Genomic DNA, 23,897 nt, shown 5'->3' on the forward strand with positions numbered 1-23,897 from the left:
AATCTCCCCCTATTTGAGTTTAGATAAAAAGCTTGTTCCGTATTTTGGCATCGTTGTCTTGAAATTATCTGCAACGGTTGCCCCAAGATCAGCAAACGTTTTTGCTGTTGGCAGTTCATTTGCTTCCTGATGCTTTTTGCTGTAAGCAATGAGCGGAACATATTCTCTTGTATGATCTGTTCCGTGATGAACTGGGTCATTACCATGATCTGCTGTGATCACAAGAAGGTCATCCTCTTTCAACAGGTCAAACACTTCAGGAAGACGTGCATCAAATTCCTCTAGTGCTTTTCCATAACCCTCTGGATCTCTTCTATGTCCGTAAAGAGCGTCAAAATCAACAAGGTTTAAAAAGCTTAGTCCTGTAAAGTCTGTTTTAAGTGTATCGACCAGCTTGTCCATTCCATCCATGTTTGATTTTGTTCTAAGAGATGATGTGATACCCTCGCCGTCATAAATATCAGAGATTTTTCCGATCGCAATGACATCGAGTCCATCATCTTTCAGTTCATTCATGACTGTACGGTCAAATGGTTTTAACGCATAGTCATGACGGTTTGGCGTTCTAACAAATGCGCCAGGCTCTCCGACAAACGGACGAGCGATAATCCGGCCAACCATATATTTTTCATCTAATGTGAGTTCACGGGCAATTTCACAAATACGATAAAGTTCATCTAATGGCACAACTTCTTCGTGCGCAGCAATTTGCAGCACAGAATCCGCAGATGTATAAACAATTAAATCGCCTGTTTTCATGTGCTCTTCGCCAAGCTCATCTAAAATTTCCGTACCAGATGCTGGTTTATTTCCAATAATACCTCGGCCTGTTTTTTCTTTTAGTTCATTTAATAGTTCATCTGGGAATCCTTCTGGAAAGACTTTGAACGGTGTGTCTATGTAAAGACCCATGATTTCCCAGTGTCCTGTCATTGTGTCTTTACCGTTTGATGCTTCTTGCATTTTTCCATAGTACGCAAGCGGTTTTTCATCCGCTGGAATTCCTTTGATTTCTTTAATATGACTCAGCCCAAGCTTCGCCATATTCGGCATATGAAGCCCGTTCATTTTTTCAGCAATATGTCCAAGTGTATCTGCACCTACATCATTAAAATCAGCAGCATCTGGTGCTTCCCCAATTCCTACTGAATCCATGACGACGAGGAAAATGCGTTTATACTGATAATCAGGCATTAAAAAGCGCCTCCTTCAATATTCTTGTCTTTTGACCTTACTAACAGCGAGAGGTCAGACATCTCAAGTATAAACCGTTTACAAGCCAGTTGACAACCATAAACGGTGTAAACATGAAAAAGCATGACACCCGTTCACTGTGTCATGCTTTACTTATGCCCTTGGATGGAATTTGTGATACACATCTTTCAGTCTTGTTTTCGTCACATGTGTATAAATTTGTGTTGTTGAGATATCGGCATGTCCGAGCATTTCCTGTACAGCTCTTAAGTCCGCACCGTTTTCAAGCAGGTGTGTAGCAAATGAATGTCTGAGCGTATGAGGCGTCAGTTCCTTTTGAATCCCTGCTTCGTTGGCTCGTTTTTTCAAGTTCTTCCAGAAGCCCTGACGCGACATTTTTTTCCCATGATGATTGAGAAATAGGGCATCGGACGGCTGTTTTTTTAACAGCTTGCTTCTTCCCTTTTCGATATATTCTTCAATTGCGCTTGCAGCAGCTTCACCGATTGGCACAATACGCTCTTTTCTCCCTTTTCCAAAACAGCGGACAAAGCCCATTGTGAGGTGAACATCGGCAAGGGTCAGATCCAGCATTTCACTGACGCGAATCCCCGTTGCATATAAGAGCTCAAGCATTGCTTTGTCTCGGTAGTCAAAGGGAGTGTGCTGATTTGGTGTATCAAGCAGCTTTTCGACCTCCCCTAATGATAAAACTTTCGGTAAAGTCCGCTCTGTTTTTTGCGTTTCAATGTTCCATGACGGGTCATTCGTTGTCACTTTTTCCCGAAGCAGAAATTGATGAAAGGAACGGATCGATGATAGATGCCGTACAGACGTTTTACTCGATTTCCCTTCCTCTTTTAGCTGCTTTAAATAATGAATGATATGCAGACGCGTGACATCGCTAATATCCGTCAGCTGTTCATGTGTCATTAAAAAAGACAAGTAGTTCTGTAAATCTCTTTTATAAGAAACAATGGTATTTTCAGAGAGTCCTCTCTCTACGGTCATAAAATGAATAAAGTCGGATAATTGATCGTTCAATGATTTCTACTCCCCGTTTTGATAAAAATAAATCAATCGGTCTTGCCAATTTTCTTGGTTCGGCTGATCCATTTCCATCACTTTAATTGCTGCACCCTCTGGTTTATCATAACGATGGTAGCTTTCATATTCTGAATTTATCCATATCATAGCATAATAGAACAGGACGGTAAAACCAGTGAACAAGATAAATACTTTGATCACTTCACCTGTTGTTTTGAGCCATTTTCGCATAAACTTCAAGTCCTTTCTCACCTTCTCATTACTTCAGCATATGCCAGGTGGGACAAGGAATATACAGCGAAAATGCAAAAAACCTCTTCATCTTAAATGAAAAGGTTCCAATTCGGATTATTTGCCGGATTCATCATCATGACACCGGTGGCAAATACCATGGAATGTCAATCTATGATCCTTAATTTTAAATTTCCAGTCACGTTCAATAATCTCTTCGACATCTTCTAATAAATCATCTTCTATCTCATCGACTGTTCCGCATTCCATGCAGACAAGATGATGATGGAAGTGAGCGGCTCCTTCTTTGCGAAGATCATATCGCGAAACGCCGTCTCCAAAGTTAATTTTATCAACAACTTTCAGTTCAGTGAGCAATTCTAACGTCCGATAAACAGTAGCAAGACCAATTTCAGGAGACTTCTCTTTTACGAGGAGGTATACATCTTCTGCACTTAAATGGTCTTCTTCATTCTCAAGCAGTACTCTTACTGTGGCTTCACGCTGTGGCGTGAGCTTGTAGCTGGAAGAATGAAGCTGCTTCTTAATTCGATCAATCCTATTTTCCATTGACTTTCCCTCCTACGCCACATTACTTGATCATTATATCAAATGATGTGCTGAGAGCCAACTATAATCATTTTAAATTGATAAATAAATTGATTATTAATTAATAACAATTATAAAATAACACCTGCCAGCTTTTTCATCAGCATGAATGATATGTACGATTCAAAAAAAGACGACAGTGCAGCAAGCGCTAAAATCATCAGCAGAACAGATGCATACCGGCCAAACCACTGGACGGGTGCTTGACTGATGGTTTTTTTCATGAAGAGCTGTCCAATGAGACGGATGGAAAACGCAATCGCACAAGTGCCAATCACTAAATAGGCTGGAATGAGCAAAATGTTTTGCGGAAGCACCGATACAAACGAGAGAAAAAATCCACTCAGCCCCATTTGATTCACGAGAAAACCAACAGTAAACCCAACAACAATTCCTTTTAAAAAGATCATGAGAAAGATGAGCGGCAGACCAACGATGGAGATTCCCAGAATCCACATAAGGCCTAAATATTTCATATGATGCAGGAAGCTTTGTAAAAACATTTCTTTTGATTCTGCTGCTTTCTCATTTGTCAGCTGACCAAAAAATTGATTTAAATAATAGAATAAATCCTCTTTCTGGCTGAATGTCATGCTATTGACAATGATGGCCCCGAAAATCACACCCATTAAAAAGAGTACAGAGACAAATAAATAAATCGAGAGATGATCTTTTACGTGCTGAAGAAGATGCTCCTTCCAAGACTTTTTCCGCATGTGTCTTCCTCCCAAATAGTAAGGTTACTAGATTCTATGAGAGAGATTACGAAACATGACAGTTTTATCGAAAGAAAAAAGAGAAAGCAGCCTGCTCACTGCTTTCTCTTTTTCATTTATCGTGCGGCTTTTTGTACGTTCACAAGCCCGGCACCGTAATAAAAAGGTTCTCCAAGCTTTGTCGCCGTTTTTGACAGTCTCTCGCGTACTTCATCGTTTGTCAGATTCGGATGTTTTGATAGAATGACAGCCGCAGCGCCCGCTACATGCGGTGATGCCATTGACGTTCCGCTCATGTAGCCATATTCGTTATGAGGAATGGTGCTCAGCGTTGAAACGCCTGGTGCTGAGACTTCCAGTTCTTCGCCAACAGATGAATCAAAAGCTCTTTGCTTTTTTTGGTCAACAGAGGCAACCGCCATCACTGAACTGTATTTAGCCGGATAGTCAATCGTATTGAGAGAGCCATAGCTTCCTTCATTCCCTGCAGAAGCCACAATGAGAATCCCTTTATCATACGCTCGATCTACCGCTTCTTTCAGCGCCTCAGATTCACTTGCTCCCCCCATACTAATATTGATGACATCCATGTCATTCTCAATGGCCCATTCAATCCCTTTTATGATCCAGCTATAGTAGCCGTCACCATTTTCATCTGCCACCTTGACAGCATAGATAGAAGCTTTTGGTGCAACACCCACGACACCTACCTTATTATCTAATGCTGCAATTGTGCCTGCCACATGCGTTCCATGTTTATGCGGATCAACAAACGGATCAGACTCTGCCGGTACAAAGCTCACCCCGCCGGTGACATGTAAATCCTCATGTTTGCCGTCGATGCCGCTGTCAAGAACGGCTACTTTGACATTCTGTCCAGCGTATCCATGTTTATGTACCTTTTGTGCTTTGATGCTTTTGACGCCGTATGGAATCGTTTGAGCGCTTGTTTTTGCTTTTTGGTCTTCCTCGATAAAGGTCACTTCTTTTGCTTCATTCAGTTTCTTTTTCGAAGTCTCATTCAGCGACACTTTCATCATATCTATTTGCTCTATTGATTCTTTCACATGCCCGCCAGCTTCTTCTACAAGCTGTTTTTGTGTTTTGTCTTGAACGGAAGAAGAAAAGCCGATCATGTACTCTTTTTTTGTTTGCTCCTTTGCAGAAATATCTGACGCGCCAAACATGACGGATGTCACAAGCACACTTGCCATACAAAGCCCTGCTCCAAATGACTTGACGTTCACGATACTCACTCTCCCTTTCGTTTCTTTTTGTCATTTAACTACATATTTAGACAAAAAGAAACGACCGTTTGTCCTATTTTTTAAATTTTTCCATTTATTTGATCTAGTTGTCACAAAAAAGCAAAATAAAAATGCTTATGATCCTCTTGATAGTGATCATAAGCATTTCGTCCTTTATGTTTCTTCATCATATGCTGCAAGGCTTCCTGTTTTGTTTTTGTCTTCCTTTCGTGTGTGCTAAAATGCGGCATGTTTCCTCTCGACAGTTCTGGATTACGGCTCTGCTGCCTTTGGATATGCTCTCGTTTTTTCTTTGCTTTGCTTTTTCCCATTTGGCAAAACCCCTTTCGTTGACGTTATGATACACGATGTTACATAAAAAAGATAGACGTAAAAACGTCTATCTTTCTGTTTTCACCATATCAAGATGCGGAATCCCATCTTCATCATAAACATCTGAGACAGCCTTGAAACCAAATGATTCGTAAAATGACTTCAGGTAGGCTTGCGCCTGTATTTTGACACTTGTTTCACCTAGTTCACTAAGCTTTTCCAAAGCCTTGATGAGCAGCAGCTTTCCATAGCCTTTTTTCCGCCCGGCCTGCGTCACAAGCACGCGGCCGATGGACGCCTCCTTGTACATGATCCCGTTTTGGAAAATTCGGCAATAAGCCACAATCGTGCCGTTCTCTTTTGCGATGAGATGAAGCGCATCTTGGTCCCGGTGATCAATTTCAGGGTAAGGGCATGTTTGTTCTACAACAAACACGTTGACTCTTTCCATGAGAATCAAGTAAAGATCCTCTTTTGACAATTGTTCAAACGTTTGACATGTCCATTTAATGTGACTCATGATTGATATCCACCTTACCGTACACTCCGCCTCCACCAGCGATCAGTCCGACTTCGCCCTTCCTTGCTTTGATGATGTAGCCCGCTGTCTTTTCTGACAGAACGGCTTTTAGTTCTTGTTCTGTTGCTTGATGTAGAATATTCATCTCTGTGTGAAACACGGCTTTTAGCTTTTCCAGCGTTTTAGGTCCAACACCCGGAATAAACTGAAGCGGGAGCTGATGAACATAAGGAGGTCTCGTTCCTTTTTCACTTTCTTGGTCAGCAAGCTCTTTTAAACGTTCACTTACTCCTTTTGTCATCCGTGTATGTCCACATACATGGCACTCTTCTTGATCTGGTGCGTAAGGTCTAACCCCGCATTTCTCGCAGGTCGTATGATAATACTTCCCAAGCCGCGGAGCAAGTCCATAATTTCCTGTGACGGCTCTGCCATCTTTTTCTTCAAGAGCTAGCTTGAATTCGGCAAAAGAGGCATGATCCATTTTGATTTTTGTATATTCCCGCGCGATTTTTCCTAAAGAATGAGCATCTGAATTCGTTAAAAAAGGATACCGGTTCAGCTCACTCAGCTGGGACGCCATTGACGTATCACAGCTAAGACCAAGCTCAACAGCATCAATAAGGTCAGGATCAAATACTTCCGTCAAAGAAGTGTTGACCCCTTTGCCGTATAGACTTTTATGAGGCGTGAATATATGAGCAGGAATAAACAATCCTCCCAGCTCCTTAACCTTGCGCTGAAGTGTTTTCCCATCAACATAGAGGCGCTGTGAACTCAAATGCACATTTTTCATATGAAGCGAAAGCCATGCGGAAAACTCAGACATTTTGTGTAGTGTGGGCATAAATGCCAGCACATGAATCGGACCCTTTGAATGGTCATCATTGATTTCTAATTCACTGCCTAAAAGGAGCACTGTCTCTCCAAATGATAAACCGCCGTCATTTAGTTCCGTGTACCTACCTTCCTCTACACCTTCTATTAATTCTTCTAGGACTTCTGGAGATTGTGCATCAATCACACCAATCATCCCCATCCCTTTACTTTCTGCTGCTTCAATAAGAATTTGGTCAATTGTCAGTGACCTTGCACCTGTAATTTTGACAGCTCTGCCTGTTCTTGTTCTGCCAATATGGATATGGATGTCTGCAAAAAATTCCTTCATTTTGTTGACTCAAGTACCTCTTGCAGTTGTAAGTACTGAATGGCATAGGCTGTTTTTGCATCATAAATATGCTGCTTTTCAATGAGGTGCAGAGCTTCTTCTAATGAAACTTCCATTACTTCGACAAATTCATCTTCATCCAGCTCTCTTTTTTCTTCAAGCGGAACTAGCTGATCTGCTAGATAGATGTGAACAATTTCATCTGCAAAACCAGGTGATGTATAAAAGGCCGTCAGCTTTTGAAGCTGCTGGGTTGTATATCCTGTTTCTTCTTCTAATTCTCTTAATGCTGTATGTGCCGGCTCTTCCCCTTTTTCTAGTTTTCCGGCCGGAATTTCAACGATGGCTCTCTCTAGTGCTTTACGGTATTGTTTGACCAAGATGATTTTATTTTCGTCTGTACGTGCAATGACGGCTACTGCACCAGGATGTTTAATGATTTCGCGTTTGCCTTGTTTTCCGTTAGGCAATTCTACATCTTCAAGAACCAAATCAATGATTTTTCCGTTGTATAATTCTTTCGACGATAATGTTTTTTCTTCAAAGTCCTTCAATTTTGTCAGCTCCTCGTTCTACTTTCACTTTTTACTTCATTTATTTTAACATAGATGATTTAAGAGAAGCGAAAAGCGAAACGCTTGCTTCAATACGCCATTTGAAATCACCTAGCTTGAATTCCTGATTTTTTTCACTTAATGTGAAGGGATAGGAGTGTGATGGAATTGAAAAAAAGACGAATTGGCACCTCAGATCTCTTAGTGAGCGAGGCGGCACTAGGATGCATGTCTCTTGGGACTGAAAAAGAAAAAGCGCTCTCTTTATTAGATGAGGCCATTGATCTCGGAATTAACTATCTGGATACAGCCGATTTATATGATTTTGGGACAAATGAGGAAATTGTCGGGGAAGCCATTAAAAACAGACGTCAGGATTTGATTTTGGCGACAAAAGGCGGCAACCGCTTTGAAAAAGGCAAACCAGGCTGGGACTGGGACCCTTCAAAAGCGTACATAAAGGAAGCAGTAAAACAAAGCCTCAAGCGGCTTCAAACAGATTATATTGATTTATATCAATTGCACGGAGGCACGATTGATGACCCCATTGATGAAACGATTGAGGCTTTTGAAGAATTGGTAGAGGAAGGCGTAATTCGCTATTATGGCATTTCATCTATCCGTCCAAATGTCATTAAAGAATATGCCAAAAAGTCCAATATCGTAAGCGTGATGATGCAATATAGTTTACTCGACCGCCGCCCAGAAGAATGGTTCTCTCTACTTGAAGAACAAAGCATTAGCGTCGTCGCAAGAGGTCCTTTAGCGAAAGGATTATTAACTGAAAAGCCACTTTCTCAAGCAAGTGCAGCGATTCAAAAAAACGGCTATCTTCAATATTCATTTGAAGAGCTTCAGCAGATCATTCCTTCTTTAAAGAAAGTCGCTTATGACCTATCACTCACTGAACTGTCCATTCAGTATATACTGAAACATTCTGCGGTCAGTTCCGTTGTATTTGGTGCAAGCTCAGTGGATCAGTTAAAAGAAAATATAGCAGCAGCAAATGCACGTTCATTAAGTGACCAAGAAGTCAAAGCATTAACTTACTATACAAAACCATCTGTGTATGAAACGCACCGGTTTAAATAATATAAAAGAGATCACATGGTGTGATCTCTTTTTATATTATTGTATGTATAATGAATGAACGCTTTTTCATAGTGTTTTTCTCTATTAAAAATAAGAAGGGGCTAAAAGCCCCGTTGTCTTATCTACTTGCACTTTCATAATACGCATAATTTCCGGCTTTGCCTTTAAGGTGAAATGTAGTACCAAAACGTTGGAAATTATTCGCAAATACGCCATTACTTGAATACATACATAATCGATTGTCTCCACCTTTAAAAGGAGTTTCAGAACAATCAACAATTGAAGTAGCCTTTGTACTTAAATCAGCATTCGTTAAATCATTTGTAGCAAGAGCTTGTCCAGAAACAGGTAAAAGCAATCCTAAAGATAAAGCGACTCCAGCCATTGTTTTTCTCAATTTCATGTGAATCATCTCCATTCCCAAATTTTGTAATACACCTTCATTATAAGGAGAATGATCCTCTATCAAAAGGGTCTTAATATCCATATTTTCAATAAAAAGGAATTTAAATAATTCAATACTCACCTTTTTACTTCTATCTTAAACTTAAGTTATGGGATTTCGTTTCGTTTGACTGTAAATATCATACTGTCACGATTCTGAAATGAAGTGATGTGAAGGGGGAAGAAGTGCTTTTCTCTTTAAACACTTCTATGTTTCTGCTGTGGATCTATCTTAAGAAAAAAAGAGAGCATCATCGCCCTCTTTTTTATCTTTTATACTTTCTCCAGTCTAAATGGCTTTCATCTAGCAGCTCTGAAAAACTTTTGTTTTTTTCTTTTTCTTTCTGCTGCCGAAGGAGGTCTTGTCGTTTTTGTTCTTCTCTTTTTTCTGTCACGACGGCAAGGTTTTTCTTCATTTGAAGAAGCTGCTGTTTGACATCATCGTTTATGCCGTCCTTTAATTTTGCTTGATCTTGTTTGGTCTTTTTCATTGTGCTTCTCTCCTTTTGATTTAGTGTATCATCCGTTTTATTTTCTGAGCAAGAGGCACGCCAATCTCCCAAGATGTGGTATGATCGTCATAGAAAAAACTCCGGAAAGGAAGAATCGGCTAGATGAAGAAATGGATCGCTATATTTGCCTTCATATTATGTCCACTCGCTGCAATTGGTATTTTTTTCACCAATAAAATGATGTATATTCGAAAATTAACGGATAAAGAGCTCATCAAACGAGAATCAGATGGAGGCCATTATCACCACGAGAAATTTCAACAGCTTAAAAAAGAGAAAGTGTGTATTCCTTCAGCATTTGGTTATGATCTCCATGGCTATTTTGTGCCGTATCCCCATACAACACGAACAATCGTCCTTTGCCACGGTGTTACAGTCAGTTTGATTAACTCCGTTAAGTATATGAAATTATTCCAAAAGCTCGGATGGAATGTGATGCTTTATGATCATAGAAGACATGGAATGAGCGGCGGGAAAACCACAAGTTATGGATATTATGAAAAAGAAGATCTAGCAAAGATCGTAAAGTGGCTCAGACAAAAACTCGGAGAAAGTGCCATCATTGGGATACACGGAGAATCAATGGGTGCAGTCACGACCTTGTTATATGCTGCAAAGCCGGAAGCAAACGCCAATTTTTACATAGCAGACTGCCCTTTTGCTTCTTTTGAGGACCAGCTTCTTTATCGATTAAAAACAGATTTTCGCCTTTCAGGAAAATGGATTCTTCCACTAAGTGATCAAGTGTTAAAATGGCGGGACGGATACCGCATCCGGCAAGTTTCCCCTCTTGATGTGATCGATCAGGTGAAAGAACCTGTACTTTTTATTCATAGCCGCCATGACGACTATATCCCCTGTGAGCAAAGTCAGCAGTTATATACTCGAAAAAAGGGTGACAAACAGTTATTTATTGCGCCACACGGTGCGCATGCAATGTCTTTTAGCGAAAATAAGGAAGCTTATGAGCAAGAAATTCAAGCATTTCTTCAAAGATTTGAATTGAATGAAAATAAAAGAGGAGAATGAACAGCAGTTCGTCCCCTCTTTTTGAGCTAACTTATGCGATAGTCACCACTGTTGTATGGTGTCTGCCCGCAAGTTCCATATGGCTCTCTTCCGATTGCTGCTGACTCATGACCGATAATCCTGCAGTTGCTGCCAATAAAAGAACTATCAAACTCGTTTTCATATAAATGACCCCCATTTTGAATTTTTGATATGGCTTGAATTTTCCTTTCGTAAAACCGGGTAGATACTTCAAACAGTCCAAGCTCATTGTAATAATGAGCCGCATCAAGTGCCAATTCCTCAATATCTGGGTATAAGCGCTTGTCCTCGAGCAGGTCTAATGTATCGTCTATGATTGTTATGTCTGCATCAACGTACAATGCTTTTAAGAATTGAAATTTGCAGATGTAAATTTCATCTTCTAATTCACAGGCCTTTATAATACCTTGTTGATAGAGGGTTAATGACTCTTCTATTTGTTTTTGTTTAAACAGGATTTGTGTCAGCATAAATAGTGGGTCTAGAGAGCGATTAAGATGGGTTAAATTCTCCTTTTCAAACACTTCAATAGAGTCTTTCAGATAACGCCTTGCTTCCGCAAGATCGTTCATTTGATAATAACAGTTACCTAAGTTGAAAAGGGCCGAACCTATGACTCGAGGGTTTCCAATTGAGCGTGCTCGCTTTAGAGCATTTTTAAAGTAGGGCAATGCATGTTCATAGCATTTCAAATCATCATAGTTTGCACCAATGACAAATTCACAGTGGATGATTCTCAGCGTGTACGTTCTGTAGGCAGAATACGTATCTAACGCTTGCAAGGCATAGTGCATCGAAAAGTGGGTTTGTTTCATGTGGTAGTAAATTTCTGCTAATTTAAAGTAAAATTCTGCTCTTTCTATATCATCTGATATGAGATTGAGCTTTTTTTCTGCTGAGCGGTAATAAGCAATGGCACTTAAATAGTTTCTCTGTTCAAATTCAAACATTCCTGTGAAAAAATGAACATAGTATTCAAGCATATCCGTTAATTTCGTTTGTGAATGTTCAATCGTTTCTAGCAAATTCTTAATCTCTTCATCATTCGAGGCTTTCTTTGCCGGTTCAAAATATTCAAGCATCACCTTGTGGCGAAAATCCATCAGCTGGTAAAACAATAATAAGTTTTGATCCTGCTCCATCTCCAGGATTTCCTGCTCGATCTCCGCCTTCAGCTTCTCTGCTTTCATCACATGAAATCCGCAAATCTGCCTATACCATTCGTTTATTTTGATTCCAACCTGAGGCGATGACAGCTTGAGCTTCAATTCACTTTAGCACCTCCCTTCTCATATACGATACATGTTGTATTCTATCACATTTCCTCGAATGGAAGAAATATGAAAAGTCATTTTTCGCAAAGTTTTCGGTATCCCGCAATAAACGCTGCAAATGCCTATTTTTCGGCATTTACAGCCATTATTTTTTTATTTCCAGCTTGCTCATTTTGTCGAATTGTTTGTTGAAAAACGGGTTTTTCCGTTCCCAAAAGCTCATTTTCCGGATTAGACAGCCATGCGGTGTGATGAGATGATGAACGCACGAAAAAAACCCTTTCGAAAAAGGGCTTTTATAATACATCTGTTACTTGGTCCATATTCTCTTTGATCCAATTGACAGCTAAATCGAGCGTTGGAAATTCTTCTGTTTCAAATGTGACTTCATCTTGAAGAAGCCAAACGTCCTTTTTCACCGAATCCATTCCACCTATTGACCAGTGCAAAAGGCTATAGGGATGATTGTTATTTAAAAACGACACCCATGTTTTATTTTGTGCCGTATTTTGTATTGCTTTTAGCTTTTGATCCACTACATTTCCACCTTACTTTACAAGTATACCCATTCTCGGGCTGAGTATTTGTTGAGGACTTTTCAACATGAGTGTGTTGGCTTTTTCGTTAAAATCAATCGTCATTTCCTCGTCAAAAAAGACCTTTTGTGCTGTGTGTATGTACAGCTTAAAGAGCTGATTATGCTTGAGTTCTTCCCATTCGCCTGTTCTTTCGCCTGTGAGCCAAATCATTGGGACACCGCTTACCGCACAGCCGCACCCATCTGAATCATATCGAAGGAGCAGTTCTTTTGTTTCATGCCCTGCTTGTTGTTTTGTAAGGAACGCTGCTGCTGGTTCTGTTATATGAATATACATGCCGAACATCCTTTTTTCGTTGATTGTTACATTGTAACATATCAGTCATCAATTAAACATGTTCACGCCCTGTCAGCTCTTATGTCTGATCATTTGCCTTTAGCTGGTCTGACCAATTGTACGCTTCTTGTTCAATTTCTTTAATGAGCTCATCTTTTCCTTTGATATAACTTGCCATATCTTCAGGATAGGCTTTTGCCAATTGACGCTTTTTATCTGCATAGACTTTGGCACGATCAGGTGCAGCTTTTAAATAATCTCGGAACACCAAATGCCTTTTTACATCATCATGTCCGGCTTCATAGGCGTGAACGTGATGTGTTCGGTTCAAGCCGCCTTTTCTAAAAAAACGTCTTCCCTTGAGTCCATTTTCTCCGAGCGGTTCATATCCAAGCTGGCGAAACAGATGGTTACACTCATCTAAGCTGCTGATATGCTTCACCTCTAGCAAGATATCAATAATTGGCTTAGCCGCCATTCCTATGACTGACGTACTGCCAATATGGTGGCCATATACCCAGTTGTCGCCAACTATCTTTTTCAGCTTGTCATGCTCATCTTGAAATTGTTTTGGCCAGCTCGATTGGTATTCAATCACTTCCACCTTTCGAAGCATCAAACGTTCCATCTTTGTTAACATCAGATTGTTTTCCACCTGCAAACGGGCCTTCTGTTTAAACCCTAATTTTTCATAAAGCTTGATTGCTGGTGTATTTGCCTCTGCTGTTGTGAGCTCGATTGTTTTTTGATGCTGGATAATGGATTGCAGGAGCGCTGTCCCGATTCCTTGATTGACATGATGTGGGTGCACAGCTAACCGGCTGAGGATGATCCGATCGTCATGTAGTTCATATGAAGCGATCCCTAACAAATGCCCCTCTTTTTCAAATCCTATGAAAATCTCATCTGTTTCTATTATGTCTTTAACCGTTTCTTTTAAGGGCGGTAAATCTTGATAGCCAATTTGTTCTGCCTCCCGCTGATATGCGGCTAATTGTATATGTAACAGCTCTTTTGCTATTTCTTTATTTTTTTGATCCAGTCTGATGATCATGCTTTCGCCTCCAGCTTTTTCACAAATAGCACCCGGTCTTCATGAATGCCGTCGTAATCTGAAAAAACTGAAATGCCATCCACTGTTTTATCTCCCTTTTCTATCTGAAAACCGAGCTTTGTATGGTAAGCAATCGAGACTTTATTGACAGGAGCTGTGATGGCCTTAATCGTCGTTCTTCCTTCCTTTTCAGCCGCTTCATAAAACGCTTGATAGAGAATTTTGCCAATCTTTAATTTCCGGTGGTCTGGATGTACCCCGACAAAGTGAATATACGCTTCATCTGAATGTGATTGCGATAAAAAACCGACTAAAAAGCCGATCAGTTCACCTTTTTCAACAACAACAAAACTTGTTTGCTGAAAATGTTCGAAAAATAGCTTTGGCAATTTTGCGCGCAAATCTCTGCCTCCCCACCAGCTTTGAATGACGGATGTGACCGCATAAAAATCTGACGGTTTTACTTGACGTATCATGATGACCTCGCCCCTTTTCGTTTTTAGCTGTACCGCTCTTTTTTCACAAAAAATCAACTGTTTCAATAGTCTACCTGTCTGATCAATTGTTTGTAAAGGTGATGTATCAGCCTTTTTTCCTTTCAGCTTTGTTGGTTCTTCGTTCTTTCGCTGTCATCTCCTTTTAAATCTTCACACTTATTTCAAAAAGTTCACTTTTTGTGCGAAAGTTTTATTCTTTTGTTATGTTAAGATGGATCATATAGGAAATGGAACAAACGTTTATTGGAGATGATGATATTGGTTTGGATTGTTACTTCACTTGTTGTGTTTAGTCTTTTAAAGCTGCTTGTCACTTCGCTGCCTTCGGGTGTTGTTGAACGCCTTTTTAGTCGTTATGCGGTGCATGCAAAAGTAACAAGTGATCAAACAACGATGACGTTTCAAGGACGTCCACTCGATGATCAGCAAACATCTGAAATTATTCAACATTTTAATGATGCGATCTTTATTGAACGCTACTATATTTACCCTGGTGACGAAGAGCGTTTTCTTCATCCACAGGAAGGACCGGCGCCGCTTACCATGCAAACAAAGCTTGGCAAGCATGATGTAACCCTTTATCTGTATCATTACGATGACCACGTGGATGTGGTGCGGCAGTTTACCCATAAGCCTAAGAAAAAACTAACGGCCTATCGTTTGCGTTCTGAGCCGCTCCAAACATCCAACAACTTGGCACATGCTTAAAATGACTCATTTTACCCAGATGAGACGAAGTGGAGACACTTCGTCTTTTTTGTATGGATTTACACTCTTCTCTTTGAATGATTTACCAGTATCAATTTCACCTTCTGGCGGTTAAAATGTATACAGAACATACGTTCTAAGAGGTGAAAATCATGAATGAACGAGCCATTCTGCTTGTGGATATGCAGTCGTTTTATGCGTCAGTCGAAAAAGTGGAGGCTCCCCATTTGAAGGATGTGCCGCTCATCGTTTCAGGAGATCCCGAGCGGCGGAGCGGGGTCGTACTTGCGGCCTGCCCGCTCGCTAAAAAACGGGGCGTACAAAATGCATCAAGATTATGGGAAGCAAAGGAGAAATGCCCTGAAGCCGTCGTTGTACGTCCACGTATGCAGCGCTACCTTGATGTCTCTGTCATGATGACAGAACTGCTTGAACAATACACAGATCTTGTCGAACCCTATTCAATTGATGAACAGTTTCTCGATATTACGGGGAGTGTGACACTACTCGGTTCACCCCGCGAGATCGCTCAAAATATACAAACGACCATTATGAACCAGACGGGCATTTACGCACGTGTTGGTATTGGTCCTAATAAAGTGCTCGCTAAAATGGCCTGTGACCATTTTGCTAAAAAAAACACATCTGGCATCTATGAACTTCGTGCAGACCGGGTTGCGGCTGATTTATGGCCGCTTCCGATTGGAAAATTATTTGGTGTCGGCAAACGGATGGAGCACCACTTAAAACGAATGGGCATCAGTACCATCGGGACACTTGCTGCTTATCCGTTAGACCGGCTAAAAAAACGCTGGGGAATCAACGGGGAGCTTCTGCAGCGAACTGCTTTAGGCCACGACCCTTCCCCGGTCACTCTTCACACACATGATCAGCAAAAAGCGGTTGGGCATCATATGACCCTTCCCCATGATTATGCGTCCTTTGAGGACATCAAAGTCGCCCTTCTTGAATTGAGTGAAGAAGTGGCAAGACGTGCGCGCTTTAAGCATTATGTTGGGCAAACGGTGTCTGTTGGCGTAAGAGGTGCTGATTTTTCTCATCCGACTGGATTTCATAGACAAATCAAGCTCCATTCACCCACACAGTATGGGACAGATATTGCAGAAGCAGCTATTCAGCTATGCCAGCAGCACTGGGACGGCCAGCCCATTCGCAGTGTAGGTATTACTCTCTCGCAGCTGCAGCCTGACAGCCAATATCAGCTGAGTTTATTTGATCACCATTTTAAAAAAGACAGACTCAGCAAAGTATTTGATGCGATCCATATGAAGTATGGACCTGCTGCACTCTTGCACGCCTCGTCACTAACAAGCGCAGGGCAGGCGTATCACCGCGCCGAAAAAATTGGTGGACATTACAAATAACGGAGGCGAACAGCCATGAATCCCAATAAATTAACACCTGGATACAACCTCATGTGGGAATCAAGCCGAATGATGCTCCCAGAGCACCGTGAACAGCTGCTTGCTCAAAAACGGAAGAAAAAAGAATACACGCCTCCTCCGCTGAGTACTGATCAGCTAGAGGAAATGAATTTTTTGATCACACAGTCGATTACAGAGAACCAAGCGATTTGCGTGACATATGCCGCAGCAGGTATGAAACAGCAGTTTTGGGGCTGGGTGAAAACCATTCATTATGAAACGCAGCGCATAAAAATCGTCAATGATGAAGATGTTCTCCACCTGTCCTTGCAGCAAATTGTCGCGATTGATCTTGATTAAATGGTCTTTAAGTGACCATACGAATCAGAAGATCTAAAAGACATAGAAGCATCGGCAGAAAAAAACATGCTCTCCAAATTTGCGAGCTATTTGGGGCTCCTCTGTCCTATGGCGGATGTCTCCTCCATCAAATTGTGTATTTAATTTGCACAATTTTTCATGTATGATTGGAACATCTTAACACTCAGGGGAGAAACAGCATGAAAAATAACTTACGTACTTTACATCCACTTAGTTGGACGATCATCATCGGCACCATATTCGGCCGAATGGCGACGTCCATGAGCATTCCTTTTTTGGCCGTTTATTTGACACAAGTCAAAGGGGCTTCAGCTTCTTCAGCTGGGTTAATCATTGCCGTCAGCTCCCTTATTGGGATCGTGGCGAGTTTTTACGGCGGCTATGTTTCTGACCGAATCGGCAGGAAAAAGGTCATGCTTCTATCCATCTTCGGCTGGACACTTGTCTTTGTTGGCTTTGCGTTTGCAGATGCCATTTGGGTCTTCTTTCTCATGAACGCTTTAAATGGACTGTGCCGGGCACTGTTTGAACCGACGTCTAAGGCACTCTTATCCGATGTCACCCCATCAAGTATTCGGTTGTTTGTTTTTAATTTACGGTATACGGCCATTAATATCGGGGTGATCTTCGGCCCGCTGCTTGGCTTATATCTAGGATCATCGAAAACAACATTTCCATTTCTTGTCGCTGCCTTCATTTATTTGTTATATGGATTAACACTGGCCTGGCAATTTCAGAAGCATCCAGTTGCTGCTCCAGAAAGTACGAAACAAATCAGCGTCAAAAAAGCCCTTTCCATTATCCAAAAAGATACGGTCTTTAGCATCATCCTCATCGGCGTTACCTTATGTTCGTTCGGGTATTCGCATTTAAGCTCAACGCTGCCTCAATACTTATCAGCGTCACCTATGATTGAGGATGGTCCTAAACTGTTTGGATATCTTTTATCTTTAAATGCAGTGGTTGTCATTGTTGTACAATATCCGCTCATCATGATTGCGAAGCGCTACTCCACCATTTTGTCGCTGACCACCGGGAATATTCTTCTTGCCGGCAGTTTGTTTGCCATTGCTTTTTCACAGAGTCTCGGCATGCTTGCTTTCATCATTGTCGTGTTTACGATTGGGGAGGTTCTGCTGTTTGCGATGATGGATCTTTTTGTAGACAATATTGCAAAGCCTGAAGTGAAGGGATCGTACTTTGGGGCGATGGGATTTTCTCAGCTCGGCAGCGTCATCGGACCATTTGTCGGCGGACTGTGCATTGACTATTTTGGCGCAGCCCATCCCCTCTCCATTTTTACGGTCTTGTCAATGATCACCATCGCAGGCGTTCCATTTTTACTCATTGGATATTACCGTCTAAAAAAGCGATCGGCAGCAGCCATAGCTGTTAAAGTAAGTGGAGATCATTAAAAAAACCGCTCTTTCGTTTGAGCGGTTTTTTCTTTATACCCGGCGGATGGCGATCTCTTCCACCTTGTGCTGATCCCCTTTTTTCAAAATGAGATCAGCCCGATATTTTGTCGGTAAAATATTTTGATATAAATTTGGGCGGTTCACGGTATTCCAAATGGTGCTTGCCATTTGATCTGCCTCTTCATCCGTCAAATCTTTATATTGATGAAAGAAGGATTCAGGGTCTTGGAAGGCTGTTTCCCTGAGCAAACGAAATCGTTCTTTATACCATGATTGAATTTGCGTTTCAGCGGCGTCTACATAAATCGAAAAATCAAAGAAATCTGATACAAACACACGCGGTTCATCCTTCAGATCATCCAGCGCTGGTGATTGGAGCACATTGATTCCTTCAATAATGACAATATCCGCATCCTCTACTGTTTCATACACCCCTTCTAGCCGGTCATAGGTCAGATGCGAATATACCGGGGCATGCACAGTTTGTTTACCTGATTTTAATTCATTCAAAAAAGACAGCAGGGCTTTGACATCATAGCTTTCCGGGAAGCCCTTCTTTTCCATCAGCCCTCGATCCTTTAATTCTTTTTGAGGATATAAAAAGCCATCTGTTGTCACAAGACTCACCTTCAGCCCATCTCCAAGCCTCGATAAAAGCGTTTCAATGATACGAGCCGTTGTGCTTTTCCCGACAGCTACACTTCCAGCAATCCCAATTAAAAAGGGAATTTTGGCATGGTGCGGGTAGTTTAAAAAGGCATTCACATGCTGGTTTTTTTGTTTTTCTGCAAAGACATGTAATGTCAAAAAACGAATAAGCGGTATGTAAATATCTCGAACTTCTTCCAGCGATAAATAGTCATTTAACCCTTGCAGCGCTCTCGCTTCCTCTTCTGAAACAGATACCGGCATATATTCTCCAAGAGCTGCCCAAGCCTCTCTCGTATGGCGCGTGTATAGCGTATTAAAATCTAGTCTCGTGTCACTCAAAGTCTTTCCCACCAATCTTCACTAAACTCGTAACCCAAAAAGACGATAATCCGATTGTAGCTTAAAATGAAGGCGCTGTCTTTATTTTTCAACGAAAGTTTACTTCTTTTGCAAAAAAAAGCATTAAAAAAAGGAATATGAGGGTAAATAAGAGTATTCAGTACGATAGATAGAAGGGAGCAAACCAAATGAAATATGTGATGATTGGCGGAGACGCAGCAGGAATGAGCTGCGCTATGCAAATATATAGAGAGGATCCAGATGCACACATTGTTGCTTTTGAAAAAGGAGAGATTTTCTCATATGGACAGTGCGGACTCCCCTATTTGATCGGCGGTCTCATTGATCATCACAGAAAGCTGATCGCACGCAGTGCTGAAACCTTTCGCGAGAAATATGGAATTGACGCCAGATGCTTACACGAAGTGACCTCTATTGACCCAGAGCAAAAAACAGTGTCGGGTCATCATACGAAAACAAAAGAACCCTTTACAGAAAGCTATGACCGCCTCTTAATTGCGACAGGAGCAAGCCCTGTCACACTGGATTTAGACAGTCAGCCATTAGAAGGCGTACACGTATTAAAAACCATCCCGCATGCGCTGTCCATTTTAGACCATTTAAAAAAGGACGTCACACATGTCACGATCATTGGCGGTGGATATATCGGTCTTGAAATGGCTGAAAATTTAAAAGCGCTCGGAAAAAACGTACATATCATTCAGCGGGGAGCAGCACTCGGCCCGGGCTTTGACTCCGATATGGCAAAACACCTTAAAGAAGAGGCTGACGCCAAGGGCATTCACGTATCGCTCGGAGAAACGGTACAGCAATTAGAAGGCAAGTCACATGTCACAGCTGTTATCACAGACAAACAAACCATTCAAACAGATATGGTCATCATGGCCATCGGTGTCACTCCGCAAACCTCCTTTTTACATCATACCGGAATCAAGCGTCTTCAAAATGGCGCTATTGCAGTAAATGAATACATGCAAACCAATATAAAAGACATTTATGCTGCCGGTGATTGCGCAGCAACCTATCACCGCATCAAAAAATCACTGGATTATATTCCGCTTGGCACAACTGCGAATAAACAAGGGAGAATCGCAGGATTTCATATGACAGGAACAAACCGGGCATTTCAAGGCGTGACTGGAACAGCCGTCATGAAATTTATGGACGTGACAGCGGGACGAACAGGCTTATCAGAAAAAGAAGCAAAAGAGGCAGACATTCCTTTCTCCGTCATCACCATTGATAGTACAGATCACGCGAAGTATTACCCAGAAGCGCAGAAAATGAAAGTGAAACTGATTTACAGAAGCGATGACCATACCTTGCTTGGTGCCCAAATCATCGGCAGAAACGGTGTAGATAAACGGATCGATATCGTGGCGGCTGCCCTTTACCAAGAGCTGACCATAACAGATCTTGAAGATTTAGATATTAGCTATGCACCGCCTTTTAACAGTGTATGGGACCCGCTTCAGCAAGCGGCAAGACGGATATAGAAAGTGTCACAATGAAGCCTTACCTCAAAAAAAGAAACCAGTTCAAAACCGGTTTCTTTTTTGTTACTTTTTCATCATCGCTTTTCGTGCTGCTTTTTCAAATAAAAATGGGAATAACTGATACAATTTGCTGCCAGCGTTCATCCAGCCGGGCAGATTAATCTCTCTCTTTTTCGTCATCATGGCAGATACGACCTTCCCTGCCACCTTGTCCGCACTCAGCATCATAAAATCAACGTTCTTCACATATTCACCGCTGCGGTCAGCGATGGTAAAGAAGTCTGTGGCGATCGGTCCGGGATTGACCGTTGTCACGTGAATGCCTGAGTCTGCCAGCTCCATTCTGAGGCTGTTTGAAAATCCAAGAACGGCATGCTTTGATGCGGAATAAATAGCAGATTTGGGAGTCGCAATCTTTCCTGCCTGAGATGCAATATTGATAATATGTCCCTGCCCTCTTTGCTTCATCTCAGGGATGACCTTTTTCGTGCAGGCGATTAAGCCAAACACATTCACCTCAAACATCGACACCATTTCCTCTATGGAGGCATCTTCGACGAGATCGAATACGCCAAAGCCGGCATTGTTGACCAAAATATCGACCGGCCCCACTTCTTCATACGCGCGATCAATGTCCTCAAGCTGGCTGACATCAAGCTGAGCGATGTGACACACCCCGCCAGCACTCATAATTTTTTCTTTCACACTAGTAAGCTTTTCCACTCGTCTTGCTGAAATAATGACTTCTGCGCCTTCTTCTGCTGCCAAGTACGCCATTTTTTCACCAATGCCCCCAGATGCGCCAGTAATCCAAATCCTTTTTCCTGTCAATCGCCCCATGCGTTTCACTCCTTAGTTTGCTCTGTAATAGACGATTCCGTCTTTTGGCATTTCTTCAATTTGCCCAGCCTCTAAGAGCACATCCAGCTGACCGACTGTCTCAGACATCGTTAAAAACAAGGCCTCTTCATACATCACAGGAAATAGCTTGCGGCAAAGATGAAAGGCCGTCATTTCTTTTTGTTTAAGCAGCTGATACATCGTATTTGCTCGTTTCTCTTGTTTCTTAAATCTTTCTTCAATCAATTCATGGTGGGACGTGATGAGCTGACCGTGTCCTGGATAAATCGTCTTGATTGGCAGACGCAATAACCGATTGAGTGATGCTTTATATTGAAGCAGTGATTTTTGACGTTCCTCGCCTACATACGGTGCTTCCATTAACGGATTTGAAGAAATGGTCGTCAAAAGCAGGTCGCCGCCAATAAAATTCCCCGTTCTTTCATCTAAAAAAGAAAGATGAGATTGTGCGTGTCCGGGTGTTTCCATCACAAAGAAGTGTTCATGCCCGCTTAAACGATCACCTTCTTTTATGATCTCATCTACATGTGAAGTACAAGAATATGTATAAGATTGCTTCACCATTTTTTCACACTCATTTTGCCGAAGCGGGACACCTAACTGCTGAAAAAAAGGAATCATAAAGTCCACTTGGCGCTGCTTAAAGACTGGATCCTGACTAATATACGGCTCATTTAGCTGGTGTCCGATCACACGGACATGAGGTTTCATCAGATTTAACAGACCGACATGATCTGCATGATGATGGGTCAGCACCACTTGATCAATATCGTCTATCGATAAACGATGTTCCTTTAATTGCGTGACAAAAGCATGCTCTGCCTCTTCTGTCATCGGCCCGCAATCTACTAAGGTGACGGCCTCTCCTTTTAATACATATGCATACACATCCCCAACAGCAAACGGCGTCGGGATGGATAATTGAATGATGTTTTCTTTCACTTTTATACGTCATCTCCTGCTTTTTGACTCATGATTGTGGGTACTTAAGCCTTCATACTTCATTGTATCTTGCAAAAGGCAGACTGTCATGCGGTTTAGATGGGCAATTTTTTAAACTGCCCTATTGACATAAACTTGTCCATCGTTGCATAATGAACAACAAATATATGATGCGCGATGATAAGGATTAGTAAGCAAAATAACGATGCAAGAGAGTGAGGTCCGCCGGCTGAAAGACTTCACCATCCTCTTATTTGCTGAACCTGCCCTTTGAGCTGTTAGGCAAACCTAAACGTTTCCCGCGTTAAGGGACTAGAGCTGAGTATGCAGGTTTGCATGCTAATTGAGGGTGGTACCGCGAAAAACCTTTCGTCCTTTTCAGGCGAGAGGTTTTTTTATTTTCTACAAGGAGGAGCAGCTTATGAGTAAAATTGGATTTATCGGTGCAGGCTCAATGGCAGAGTCTATGATCAAAGGTTTATTAAAAAGCGGCATGATGTCGAATGAAGATATCATTGTTACAAACAAAACGAATGAAAAACGATTAGAAGAATTACAGGTACGTTATGGGGTCAAAACGGATTTCGCTCGGTCCTTTATTTATGAAGAAGCGGATATTCTCGTTTTTGCCTTAAAACCGAAGGATGCAGAAAGCGGAATTTCTGAAGTCCAGCCTCATTTACATGGACAGCTGATCATTTCTATTTTAGCTGGTATTTCCATTGAAACGATTCAACACTATGCTGGCGGAAAGACAGCAGTCGTTCGTGCGATGCCAAATACATCAGCGGCGATTCAGCAGTCAGCAACAGGTATTGCCGTAAGTCATGAAGTGACAGAGGAGCAAAAGAAAACAGCCGTCGAGCTGTTTGAAACAATCGGGCATGTCACAGTATTAGATGAATCGCAGCTAAATGCTGTGACAGCCATCGCAGGCAGCGGCCCAGCCTTCATTTATCATTTGATTGAAGGAATGGAGCGAGGAGCTTCGGAACTTGGAATGGACCAAGCAACTGCGAAATTACTCATTTGCCAAATGATTGCAGGCGCCGCCAATATGCTTCAAGACAGCGGAAAAGAGCCTGCCCAACTGCGCAAAGAAATTACAAGTGAAGGCGGTACAACAGAAGCCGGCCTGAACACACTGGCTGCCTATCAATTTGAAGAAGCCGTTGTCGATTGTGTCAAAACAGCTACTAAACGCGCAGCAGAATTAAACGAAATGTTTTCAGCAAGCACGTATAAATGAAATTGAAAAGCACCTGTTTTGATGACAGG

28 protein-coding genes and 1 other annotated feature are annotated in these 23,897 nt (G+C 41.7%); of the genes, 8 read left to right on the forward strand and 20 right to left on the reverse strand.

The features are described from left to right. Positions 1–9: 9 nt before the first annotated feature. From deoB to MHB41_RS10740, 10 genes are all read right to left on the reverse strand, one after another. Complete coding sequence (gene deoB, locus MHB41_RS10695) at positions 10–1,194, reverse strand: phosphopentomutase (protein ID WP_041117869.1); 1,185 nt, start codon at positions 1,192–1,194, stop codon at positions 10–12. A 153-nt stretch (positions 1,195–1,347) separates the two neighbouring features. Next, the gene (gene xerD, locus MHB41_RS10700) at positions 1,348–2,238 is read right to left on the reverse strand and encodes a site-specific tyrosine recombinase XerD (RefSeq protein WP_061109309.1); all 891 of its coding nucleotides are present in this window, start codon (positions 2,236–2,238) and stop codon (positions 1,348–1,350) included. Between the two features lie 6 nt (positions 2,239–2,244). Further along, positions 2,245–2,472 (reverse strand): YqzK family protein, encoded by a 228-nt coding sequence (locus MHB41_RS10705; protein ID WP_034280782.1) that lies wholly within the window; start codon positions 2,470–2,472, stop codon positions 2,245–2,247. Between the two features lie 117 nt (positions 2,473–2,589). Continuing rightward, complete coding sequence (fur, locus tag MHB41_RS10710; protein WP_003215577.1) at positions 2,590–3,042, reverse strand: ferric iron uptake transcriptional regulator; 453 nt, start codon at positions 3,040–3,042, stop codon at positions 2,590–2,592. A 110-nt stretch (positions 3,043–3,152) separates the two neighbouring features. Then, positions 3,153–3,797 carry a stage II sporulation protein M gene (gene spoIIM / locus MHB41_RS10715; RefSeq protein ID WP_061109310.1) on the reverse strand — a complete coding sequence of 215 codons (645 nt, stop codon included), beginning with the start codon at positions 3,795–3,797 and terminating at the stop codon, positions 3,153–3,155. 116 nt (positions 3,798–3,913) lie between these two features. After that, the gene (locus tag MHB41_RS10720) at positions 3,914–5,044 is read right to left on the reverse strand and encodes a S8 family peptidase (protein WP_081279475.1); all 1,131 of its coding nucleotides are present in this window, start codon (positions 5,042–5,044) and stop codon (positions 3,914–3,916) included. Positions 5,045–5,154: 110 nt separating this feature from the next. Continuing rightward, the gene (locus tag MHB41_RS10725) at positions 5,155–5,376 is read right to left on the reverse strand and encodes a hypothetical protein (protein WP_034280349.1); all 222 of its coding nucleotides are present in this window, start codon (positions 5,374–5,376) and stop codon (positions 5,155–5,157) included. A gap of 68 nt (positions 5,377–5,444) precedes the next feature. Then, complete coding sequence (locus MHB41_RS10730) at positions 5,445–5,897, reverse strand: GNAT family N-acetyltransferase (RefSeq protein WP_034280347.1); 453 nt, start codon at positions 5,895–5,897, stop codon at positions 5,445–5,447. Then, positions 5,884–7,065: a TIGR00375 family protein gene (locus MHB41_RS10735; protein WP_061109311.1), complete on the reverse strand. Its 1,182-nt coding sequence runs from the start codon at positions 7,063–7,065 to the stop codon at positions 5,884–5,886. The genes MHB41_RS10730 and MHB41_RS10735 overlap by 14 nt, the downstream gene beginning before the upstream one ends. Then, on the reverse strand, positions 7,062–7,619 hold the full coding sequence (locus tag MHB41_RS10740) for an NUDIX hydrolase (protein ID WP_046311676.1): 558 nt from the start codon (positions 7,617–7,619) through the stop codon (positions 7,062–7,064). Before MHB41_RS10740 ends, MHB41_RS10735 begins: the two co-directional genes overlap by 4 nt. A 168-nt stretch (positions 7,620–7,787) precedes the next feature. Here MHB41_RS10740 and MHB41_RS10745 point away from each other — a divergent pair, with 168 nt between their 5' ends. Next, entirely contained in the window at positions 7,788–8,711 is a 924-nt protein-coding gene (locus MHB41_RS10745) for an aldo/keto reductase (protein ID WP_024422879.1), read from the forward strand. Positions 8,712–8,829: 118 nt separating this feature from the next. Here the strand turns inward: MHB41_RS10745 and MHB41_RS10750 are convergent, their stop codons facing one another. Both MHB41_RS10750 and MHB41_RS10755 read right to left on the reverse strand, forming a co-directional pair. Further along, positions 8,830–9,237, reverse strand: a complete 408-nt coding sequence (locus MHB41_RS10750) for an antimicrobial peptide LCI (RefSeq protein WP_267542842.1) — start codon at positions 9,235–9,237, stop codon at positions 8,830–8,832. A 184-nt stretch (positions 9,238–9,421) separates the two neighbouring features. Continuing rightward, complete coding sequence (locus tag MHB41_RS10755) at positions 9,422–9,646, reverse strand: YqkE family protein (protein ID WP_061109312.1); 225 nt, start codon at positions 9,644–9,646, stop codon at positions 9,422–9,424. Positions 9,647–9,769: 123 nt separating this feature from the next. Between MHB41_RS10755 and MHB41_RS10760 the strand changes: the two genes are divergently transcribed. Further along, positions 9,770–10,696, forward strand: a complete 927-nt coding sequence (locus MHB41_RS10760; protein WP_061109313.1) for an alpha/beta hydrolase — start codon at positions 9,770–9,772, stop codon at positions 10,694–10,696. A gap of 26 nt (positions 10,697–10,722) precedes the next feature. Here MHB41_RS10760 and MHB41_RS10765 read toward each other — a convergent pair whose 3' ends face one another. From MHB41_RS10765 to MHB41_RS10785, 5 genes are all read right to left on the reverse strand, one after another. Next, positions 10,723–11,985, reverse strand: a complete 1,263-nt coding sequence (locus MHB41_RS10765) for a tetratricopeptide repeat protein (protein ID WP_061109314.1) — start codon at positions 11,983–11,985, stop codon at positions 10,723–10,725. Between the two features lie 302 nt (positions 11,986–12,287). Next, positions 12,288–12,527, reverse strand: a complete 240-nt coding sequence (locus MHB41_RS10770; RefSeq protein ID WP_061109315.1) for a YqkC family protein — start codon at positions 12,525–12,527, stop codon at positions 12,288–12,290. Between the two features lie 12 nt (positions 12,528–12,539). Continuing rightward, entirely contained in the window at positions 12,540–12,866 is a 327-nt protein-coding gene (locus MHB41_RS10775) for an iron-sulfur cluster biosynthesis family protein (RefSeq protein ID WP_024428050.1), read from the reverse strand. A 79-nt stretch (positions 12,867–12,945) separates the two neighbouring features. Beyond that, positions 12,946–13,920 carry a GNAT family N-acetyltransferase gene (locus MHB41_RS10780; protein ID WP_061109316.1) on the reverse strand — a complete coding sequence of 325 codons (975 nt, stop codon included), beginning with the start codon at positions 13,918–13,920 and terminating at the stop codon, positions 12,946–12,948. Beyond that, positions 13,917–14,396 carry a GNAT family N-acetyltransferase gene (locus tag MHB41_RS10785; RefSeq protein ID WP_024428048.1) on the reverse strand — a complete coding sequence of 160 codons (480 nt, stop codon included), beginning with the start codon at positions 14,394–14,396 and terminating at the stop codon, positions 13,917–13,919. Before MHB41_RS10785 ends, MHB41_RS10780 begins: the two co-directional genes overlap by 4 nt. A gap of 279 nt (positions 14,397–14,675) precedes the next feature. On the opposite strand from MHB41_RS10785, the gene MHB41_RS10790 reads away from it, so the two are divergent. From MHB41_RS10790 to MHB41_RS10805, 4 genes are all read left to right on the forward strand, one after another. After that, positions 14,676–15,125, forward strand: coding sequence for a YfmQ family protein (locus MHB41_RS10790; protein ID WP_024422888.1), 450 nt, complete (start codon positions 14,676–14,678; stop codon positions 15,123–15,125). Between the two features lie 152 nt (positions 15,126–15,277). Then, positions 15,278–16,510 (forward strand): DNA polymerase IV, encoded by a 1,233-nt coding sequence (locus MHB41_RS10795; RefSeq protein WP_061109317.1) that lies wholly within the window; start codon positions 15,278–15,280, stop codon positions 16,508–16,510. Positions 16,511–16,525: 15 nt separating this feature from the next. Continuing rightward, positions 16,526–16,870: a YolD-like family protein gene (locus MHB41_RS10800; RefSeq protein WP_061109318.1), complete on the forward strand. Its 345-nt coding sequence runs from the start codon at positions 16,526–16,528 to the stop codon at positions 16,868–16,870. 200 nt (positions 16,871–17,070) lie between these two features. Further along, positions 17,071–18,306: an MFS transporter gene (locus MHB41_RS10805; RefSeq protein ID WP_024428045.1), complete on the forward strand. Its 1,236-nt coding sequence runs from the start codon at positions 17,071–17,073 to the stop codon at positions 18,304–18,306. A 33-nt stretch (positions 18,307–18,339) separates the two neighbouring features. On the opposite strand, the gene coaA is transcribed toward MHB41_RS10805, so the two are convergent. Further along, positions 18,340–19,299 (reverse strand): type I pantothenate kinase, encoded by a 960-nt coding sequence (coaA, locus tag MHB41_RS10810; RefSeq protein WP_024428044.1) that lies wholly within the window; start codon positions 19,297–19,299, stop codon positions 18,340–18,342. Positions 19,300–19,487: 188 nt separating this feature from the next. On the opposite strand from coaA, the gene MHB41_RS10815 reads away from it, so the two are divergent. Beyond that, complete coding sequence (locus MHB41_RS10815; protein WP_061109319.1) at positions 19,488–20,816, forward strand: CoA-disulfide reductase; 1,329 nt, start codon at positions 19,488–19,490, stop codon at positions 20,814–20,816. A 63-nt stretch (positions 20,817–20,879) separates the two neighbouring features. On the opposite strand, the gene MHB41_RS10820 is transcribed toward MHB41_RS10815, so the two are convergent. Further along, positions 20,880–21,656 carry an SDR family oxidoreductase gene (locus MHB41_RS10820; protein ID WP_061109320.1) on the reverse strand — a complete coding sequence of 259 codons (777 nt, stop codon included), beginning with the start codon at positions 21,654–21,656 and terminating at the stop codon, positions 20,880–20,882. 12 nt (positions 21,657–21,668) lie between these two features. Then, positions 21,669–22,619 (reverse strand): MBL fold metallo-hydrolase, encoded by a 951-nt coding sequence (locus MHB41_RS10825; protein WP_061109321.1) that lies wholly within the window; start codon positions 22,617–22,619, stop codon positions 21,669–21,671. Between the two features lie 168 nt (positions 22,620–22,787). After that, positions 22,788–22,999 (forward strand) — a binding site (T-box leader). A gap of 41 nt (positions 23,000–23,040) precedes the next feature. Between MHB41_RS10825 and proC the strand changes: the two genes are divergently transcribed. Further along, entirely contained in the window at positions 23,041–23,868 is an 828-nt protein-coding gene (proC, locus tag MHB41_RS10830; RefSeq protein WP_061109322.1) for a pyrroline-5-carboxylate reductase, read from the forward strand. Positions 23,869–23,897 lie beyond the last annotated feature (29 nt).

Origin of the sequence: Bacillus sp. FSL H7-0578 (genome assembly GCF_038630855.1) — a bacterium.
Taxonomy (GTDB): Bacteria; Bacillota; Bacilli; order Bacillales; family Bacillaceae; genus Bacillus; species Bacillus safensis.